Here is a 7,475-nt window from a genome sequence, read left to right on the forward strand (position 1 = left end):
CAAGCGTATACAATTTGCATCACCGAGACAACATGACCTCGGTCTCGATATAGGGAAACAGGTACAGGTATCCGAAATAAAAACAGCGCGCCGGCCTACGACCGACGCACCACAAAGTTCTCAAGCGACTTCATCTGAACGAGCCGGCAACCTCGCAGAGCTTCGTGAGGGACATTGGCTCAGCCGAACCGGCTCACCCAAACTGGCTCATGGTATTGAGACCTCCGCCGGCCTTGAGTGCGGCTGCGCCGGAGAAGTACTCCTTGTGGTCGTCGCCGAGATTGGACCCGGCCATGTCCTGATGCTTGACCGATGCCAGACCTCGGCGGATCTCGCGGCGCTGGACGCCAGCGACATAGGCCAGCATACCCGCCTCGCCGAAGTAACCCTCGGCCAGCTCATCGGTGGATAACGCCGCCGTGTGGTAGGTCGGCAAGGTGATCAGGTGGTGGAACACGCCGGCCTGGCGAGCCGCATCGCGCTGGAATGCCTGGATCCGGCGATCCGCCTCCTGCGCCAGCTCGGAATCATCGTACTCTACGCTCATCAGCTGGCTGCGCTCGATGCCGGAGAGCGAGCGCCCCTCTCGTTGCCCTTCTGCCTGCCCTTCTCGCTCCCAGTCGTCGAAGACCTGCTGGCGGAAGTTGAGCGTCCAGTTGAATGATGGCGAGTTGTTGTAGACCAGCTTGGCGTTGGGTACGACTTCCCGGATGCGATCGACCATGCCGGCGATCTGGCCGATATGCGGTTTCTCGGTCTCGATCCACAGCAGGTCGGCCCCATTTTGCAACGCGTTGATGCAGTCCAGTACGACCCGATCTTCGCCGGTATCGGAGCGAAACCGATAAAGCCCGTTGGCCAGGCGCAGGGGTTTGCGCAGATCGCCGTCGAGTTTGATGATCGTATCGCCTTCGTTGACGTCATCCGCGGAGCAGATCGGCACGGTACACAGAAAGCTGTTGTATTGGTGGGCGAGATCCCCGGGCTCCTTGCTGACCGGCAATTTCTGCGTCAGTCCGGCGCCCAGCGAATCAGTGCGGGCGACGATCACTCCCTCTTCCACCCCGAGTTCCAGAAACGCGTGGCGGACGGCATTGATCTTGGCGACGAAATCCTCGTGGGGAACGGTGACCTTGCCGTCCTGATGACCGCACTGCTTGGCGTCGGAAACCTGGTTCTCGAGCTGGATGCAGCAGGCGCCCGCTTCGATCATCTTTTTCGCCAGCAGGTAGGTCGCCTCCTCGTTGCCGAACCCGGCGTCGATGTCGGCGATGATCGGCACGATGTGCGTCTCGAAGTCTTCGATCCGTTCCAAAACACCTCTGACCATCACTTCGTTACCGCTCTTCCTGGCGCTGTCCAGTTCACGAAACAGTAGCGTCAGCTCCCTGGCATCGGCCTGACGCAGGAAGGTGTAAAGCTCTTCGATCAGCGCGGGAACCGAGGTCTTCTCATGCATCGATTGATCGGGGAGCGGCCCGAACTCGGAGCGCATGGCGGCGATCATCCAACCGGAAAGGTAGAGATATCGCCCCTGTGTCGTCCCGTGGTGTTTCTTGATCGCGATCATCTTCTGCTGACCAATGAAGCCGTGCCAGCAGCCCAGCGACTGGGTATAGCGCGAGGCGTCCTGGTCGTACGCTCGCATGTCCCGACGCATAATGGCTGCCGTGTAGCGAGCAATGTCGAGTCCGGTACGAAATCGGTTCTGCGCTCGCATTCGCGCCACATTCTCGGGATTGATATTGCCCCATCTACCGTTATGCTCCAGACACAATCGGCTCAACGATTCGATATCGCGCTGATAGATCGACATGACCACCTCCACCTGCAGGGATTGATGATATTCGCAGAATCCAGATTTATCCTGTCGTGATTCAGACGGCCAAAAACGGCCGTTTTAACTCTGCCAACAAGAAAAAAATGAACCCATCGACGACCCCACTATGTGAGAGATAGTGTCATGGCAACAATTCGTACTTAGCCGCCGTCAGGGTAGGTCTTCTACCCAAAATGGCGCTTATGGACGAATTCTGTAGTCATGTATGACGTATGATGCCGATAGTTCCAGCGCATGGATATTATTTGCCAGAAAACCAACGGCGCTCGGCGAATTTTCGGCAGGCTTACAAAATTGCTGCAGTTTCATCAGTTTGGGATAATTTGGCCGACATTATTCTGATAACGGCGCCCTTGCCGAGAGCATTGCCGCCAACCGCTTTACCTGCGACTTTCGTCTGGAGGAAGTTAGCCGGTTTTCAAATTATTAACCTGCGGTAGCCAGTTCATCCCGCTTGGGTAACCTCCGCCCAATGGCGAGCTCCCCCAGCGAGATCACATAGGGCGGCATCCAGCAGAGCCTGGGCGTCGTCGCTTCAACACGGCGCTGGCGACGACGCTGACGATCACGCGTTGCCTGGAGATGGCTCAGATAGCCTGTTGCCAATGAATCGGTCTGATCCCGCGGGCAAATTTTTTTCGCTCGCTTCATGGCAGATCAGATCTCAAAGCATTCAAGAACACCCTCAGATCATTCAAGACACCCTTAGGGCATTCAAGAACATGAAGGGGGCTCGGGAAAACGAAGTCAGAGAACACGAAGGCGTGCGAGGAACGGCGATCCGGGCCTTACCGAGAGCAGTGGGTCATACGAACAAAGAGGATCATGCGAAACAGACATCAAACGGAGGGAAAGCATCTTGCGGGGAAGAGCATCATCGCATTGGCTCCCCGAACAGGACTCGAACCTGTGACCCAATGATTAACAGTCATTTGCTCTACCAACTGAGCTATCGGGGATCGATGCGGCAATGATGTCATACGGTGTCGGCGATGGCTCCCCGAACAGGACTCGAACCTGTGACCCAATGATTAACAGTCATTTGCTCTACCAACTGAGCTATCGGGGATCGTCGTTCACCGCTGGCTGATGTTGGCTCCCCGAACAGGACTCGAACCTGTGACCCAATGATTAACAGTCATTTGCTCTACCAACTGAGCTATCGGGGACCATCCTTCAGCACGCGGCGTAGTATACGCGTTGAGTCCTTTGCGTCAAGGCTGATGCACACGAATCTTCAAAACGGCGGCGAAGAATTCTGCAGCACAATCAATACGCTGCGGAATTCGCCCTATCGGTCAACGACTCGCCGGCCATAGTGGACGAAGGCGGAAGCGACGTCCATCGATCAGGTGAAGCGATTAGCTCGACGAAACAATTGGCTCGACGAAACGATAGGCTCGACCGAGCGGCCCAAGGCGAGATTGCCTGGAAAGCACGACATTCTTCGGATTCGGAGGTCTTGATCGGGAGAGAAGTTCTTGACCGGGGGATAACGCGTTGATCAAGAGAAAAGCGTTGGTGGCTACGCCCTGATTCGAACAGGGGACCCCATCATTATGAGTGATGTGCTCTAACCAGCTGAGCTACGTAGCCGACGCTGCTGCCGATAAACGGCGAACGTTGCCAAGTGACAACGGGGGCGGACTATACCTGCGGGCTCGCTTCTCAACAAGCCCGCAGTGACAATCCAGGCGATTTTTTCCCTGTTGCCTTCGGTCTTAAACGCCCAGGGCTTTCTTCTTAAACGCCCAGGGCTTTCTTCTTAAACGCCCAGGGCTTTCTTGACCACCGGCAGTCCCGGCTCGCCGTCGGCCGTCTTCACGCCTTCGAGCCACGCATCCAGCGTATCGGGATGGGCCTTGAGCCAGGCGCGGGCGGCGTCTTTCTCGTCTTCGCCGTCATCCATGATGCTGCCCATGACTTCGTTCTCCATATCGAGCGTGAAGCTCAGATTCTGAAGAAACTGGCCGACATTGCCGCACTCGTCGACGTAGCCGGCGCGGGTGTTGGTGTAGACGGTGGCACCGCCGTAATCCGGGCCGAAGTAGTCATCACCGCCGGAGAGATAGCCGATATCGAAATTGGTGTTCATCGGGTGCGGTGCCCAACCCAGGAATACCATCCAGTCGTCGGTCTGGGTGCGCGCTTTGACTTCAGCGAGCATGCCCGCTTCGCTGGAGTCGACCAGTTGCCAGTCGCCCAGGCCGAAGGCGTCGTCGTCGATCATCTGCTGAATGATCATGTTGCCGTCGTTACCCGCTTCGATCCCGAACAGCTTGTGACCGAACTGGTCGGCATGCTCGTCTAGATCGGCCATCGAGGTGACGCCGGCATCGATCACGTACTGGGGTACGGCCAGTGTGTACTTGGCGCCTTCCAGATTGGCGCGCGGTCGATCGACCTGCCCTTTCTCGATGTACGGGTCGCTGATCGATTTCATCGACGGCATCCAGTTACCCAGGAAGACATCGAAATCGCCGCCTTTCATGCCGGCGTAGGCCACCGGTACGGAGACGGTGTCGGAGGTCGCTTCATAGCCCAGATCCTCGAGCACGACACTGGCAAGCGCGGTGGTGGCCTGGATATCGGTCCAGCCTACCTCGGCGAAGTGAACGCGCTGGCAGCTTTCGGGTTCTTGTGTTTGAGACTGGGCCTGGGCTTGGGTCAGCGGTACGGCTGCCAGGCTCACGCCGGCGAGGGCCCACAGGATCGGTTGGCTTTTCATGCTTGAACTCCCTGATCGTATTGTGCGTTATGATTGATAATTACTGATTATCGAATGTCGAATTTTGCATTCTACAGAACAATACACTAGTTTTTATTGATTGACCGTTCAATAAAAAATTTCCATAATAATGGCGTTCGCTGACGATGAAAGCCAAGTTAAGGAGTGCGGGATGGATGAAGGTTAGCGTAATCGAGGTCAGTCAGCCCTAGCGCAGCCGTTCATCGGCCATGTCAATTGAACCAGCTTCGAGACGGCCATCCGCAGGCTTTCATTTACAGCCCCGATCCAGGAGACAAGCCAGTGCCGAAACTGGGTATGCAACCCATCCGCCGCCGGCAGTTGATTCAGGCGACGCTGGAAGCGATCGACGAGGCGGGTCTGGCCGATGTCACGATCGCGCGAATCGCCAAGCGGGCGGGCGTGTCCACCGGGATCATCAGCCACTATTTCGCCGGCAAGGACGGGCTGCTCGAGGCGACTATGCGCCATGTGCTGAGCGATCTGGGCACGGCCGTGCTGGAACGCCGCGCGGCACTGGGCAATGCGCCGCCGGAAGCGCATCTGCATGCCATTATCGATGGCAACTTCGACCGCAGTCAGACGAGTCAATCGGTGATGAAGACGTGGCTGGCATTCTGGGCCAGCAGCATGCATCACCTTCCGTTGCAGCGCCTGCAGCGGGTCAACGACCGTCGGCTCTATTCCAATCTGAGCTGTCAGTTTCGGCGTGTCCTGCCCAAGGGGGAGGCGAGAAACGCCGCCCGCGGCCTGGCGGCCCTGATCGACGGTCTATGGCTACGCGGCGCGTTGGCGCCCGAAGGTCTCAACGTCGACCGTGCCCGTCAGCTGGCCTACGACTACGTCCGCGTCCAGCTCGAAGCGGCCCGGTACGCCAGAACCCGCGCCAACGAGTACGCATAGAGATATCCAGTCACTTACGCTTGTGTAAACGCCACAACATGCGCAAGCGTCGCAATTTCATTCGCCATTCCCATGGGAGAGTCACATGCCACGACTCGAGACACAGACACTTTATATCGACGGCCGCCGCACTCCGGCCAGCGGAGATCAGACCTTCGACGCGGTCAACCCGGCCAACGGCGAAGTCATCGCCAGCGTTCAGCAGGCGACCGCTGCCGACGTCGACAAGGCCATCGAAAGCGCCCAGCGCGGCCAGCGCCAATGGGCAGCGATGACCGGCATGGAACGTTCGCGCATTCTGCTCAAGGCGGTCGCGCTGCTGCGGGAACGCAATGACGAACTGGCCGAGCTGGAAACGCTGAACACCGGCAAGCCGATCAGCGAGACGACCGGCGTCGACATCGTGACGGGCGCGGATGCGCTCGAGTATTTCGCGGGGCTGGCACCCGCCATCGAGGGGACCCAGATTCCGCTCCGCGAAGACTCGTTCGTCTACACCCGGCGTGAACCGCTGGGCGTGATCGGTGCCATCGGCGCATGGAACTACCCGATCCAGATCGCCTGCTGGAAAGCCGCCCCGGCGCTGGCTGCAGGTAACGCGGTGGTCTTCAAGCCGAGCGAGGTCACCCCGCTGACCGTGATGAAACTGGCCGAAATCTTTACCGAGGCCGGGCTTCCCGACGGCGTGTTCAACGTCGTCCAGGGCGACGGCAGCGTTGGCGCCATGCTCACCGAGCACCCGGGCCTAGCCAAGATCACCTTCACCGGCGAAGTGGGCACCGGCAAGAAGGTGATGTCCGCCGCGGCTGGGTCCACGCTCAAGGATGTCACCATGGAGCTTGGCGGCAAGTCGCCGCTGATCGTGTTCGAGGACGCCGATCTCGATCGGGCCGCCGACGGTGCGATGATGGCCAACTTCTATTCCAGCGGCCAGGTCTGCACCAACGGCACCCGCGTGTTCGTGCATCGTTCGGTCAAGGAGGCCTTCGAGGCCAAGATCGTCGAGCGCGTCAACCGCATCAAGGCCGGCGATCCGCTGGATCCCGCCACCAACTTCGGCCCGCTGGTCAGCTTCGAGCACCTGGAGAAAGTCGCCAGCTACCTGGAGATCGCCAAGCAGGACGGTGCGCGCCTGCTCGTCGGTGGCAACCGCATGACCGACGGCGCTTTCGGCAAGGGCGCTTGGGTTGCAGCCACCGCCTATACCGATTGCGACGACGACATGCGCATCGTCCGCGAAGAGATCTTCGGCCCGATCATGGCGATTCTGGCTTTCGATGACGAAGACGAGGTCATCCGCCGCGCCAACGACACCGAGTACGGCCTGGCCGCCGGCCTGTTTACCGAAGGGCTCAACCGCGCCCATCGCGTCATTCATCAGATCGAAGCCGGCATCTGCTGGATCAACACCTGGGGCGACTCCCCGGCCGAAATGCCTGTCGGCGGCTACAAGCAGTCGGGTATCGGCCGCGAGAACGGCGTCGAGACGCTGGCGCACTATACCCAAACCAAATCGGTGCAGATCGAGATGGGGCCGTTCGAATCGGTGTTTTGACGATAGTTCCGAGTCACGAGCTTCGAGATGCGAGCTGAAGGTCAAAAGCGACGATAGCTTCGAGTCAAGAACAACAAAAAGCAGCATTGTGTGAAAAGGATGGCTGTCGATGAAGCACGAACAGATGGCGGTTTGGGTTCGTAGCGAGGATCTCAGCGTGGCGGTCTATCGTGAACTGGCTGAACTTCGTGACTTTGGCTTCAAGGATCAGATTACGCGGTCGGCTCTCTCGATCCCCAGCAATATCGCGGAAGGCTTTGAACGCTATACCGAGCGCGAAAAATTTCGATTCGTCTCGATTGCCAAAGGCTCCTGCGGGGAATTTGCCACTCAGACACTGATTGGTCTCGAGGTGGGATACATCGACCATTCCATTGGCCACCAATGGCGCGACGAATCTTTTCAGCTTTCCCGAATGCTCGGATCGC

General features: G+C 58.5%; 5 protein-coding genes and 4 tRNA genes. 3 read left to right on the top strand and 6 right to left on the bottom strand.

The window, feature by feature from the left end:
* Positions 1-193: 193 nt before the first annotated feature.
* The 6 genes from DOM58_RS05255 to DOM58_RS05280 form a co-directional block, all read right to left on the bottom strand.
* Entirely contained in the window at positions 194-1,816 is a 1,623-nt protein-coding gene (locus DOM58_RS05255; protein WP_110692012.1) for an isocitrate lyase, read from the bottom strand.
* A 907-nt stretch (positions 1,817-2,723) separates the two neighbouring features.
* Positions 2,724-2,799: transfer RNA gene (locus tag DOM58_RS05260), tRNA-Asn, on the bottom strand.
* Positions 2,800-2,833: 34 nt separating this feature from the next.
* A tRNA-Asn gene (locus DOM58_RS05265) sits at positions 2,834-2,909 on the bottom strand.
* 24 nt (positions 2,910-2,933) lie between these two features.
* Positions 2,934-3,009 (bottom strand) — tRNA-Asn (locus DOM58_RS05270).
* Between the two features lie 350 nt (positions 3,010-3,359).
* A tRNA-Met gene (locus DOM58_RS05275) sits at positions 3,360-3,436 on the bottom strand.
* A 169-nt stretch (positions 3,437-3,605) separates the two neighbouring features.
* Entirely contained in the window at positions 3,606-4,568 is a 963-nt protein-coding gene (locus tag DOM58_RS05280; RefSeq protein ID WP_110692013.1) for a choline ABC transporter substrate-binding protein, read from the bottom strand.
* Positions 4,569-4,871: 303 nt separating this feature from the next.
* Here DOM58_RS05280 and betI point away from each other — a divergent pair, with 303 nt between their 5' ends.
* The 3 genes from betI to DOM58_RS05295 form a co-directional block, all read left to right on the top strand.
* Positions 4,872-5,492 carry a transcriptional regulator BetI gene (gene betI / locus DOM58_RS05285; protein ID WP_110692014.1) on the top strand — a complete coding sequence of 207 codons (621 nt, stop codon included), beginning with the start codon at positions 4,872-4,874 and terminating at the stop codon, positions 5,490-5,492.
* An 85-nt stretch (positions 5,493-5,577) separates the two neighbouring features.
* Complete coding sequence (gene betB / locus DOM58_RS05290; RefSeq protein ID WP_110692015.1) at positions 5,578-7,047, top strand: betaine-aldehyde dehydrogenase; 1,470 nt, start codon at positions 5,578-5,580, stop codon at positions 7,045-7,047.
* Positions 7,048-7,156: 109 nt separating this feature from the next.
* A partial coding sequence (locus DOM58_RS05295) for a four helix bundle protein (protein WP_110692016.1) occupies positions 7,157-7,475 on the top strand: 319 nt, incomplete at its 3' end.

This window comes from Salinicola halophyticus (genome assembly GCF_003206695.1).
Lineage (GTDB): Bacteria > Pseudomonadota > Gammaproteobacteria > Pseudomonadales > Halomonadaceae > Salinicola > Salinicola halophyticus.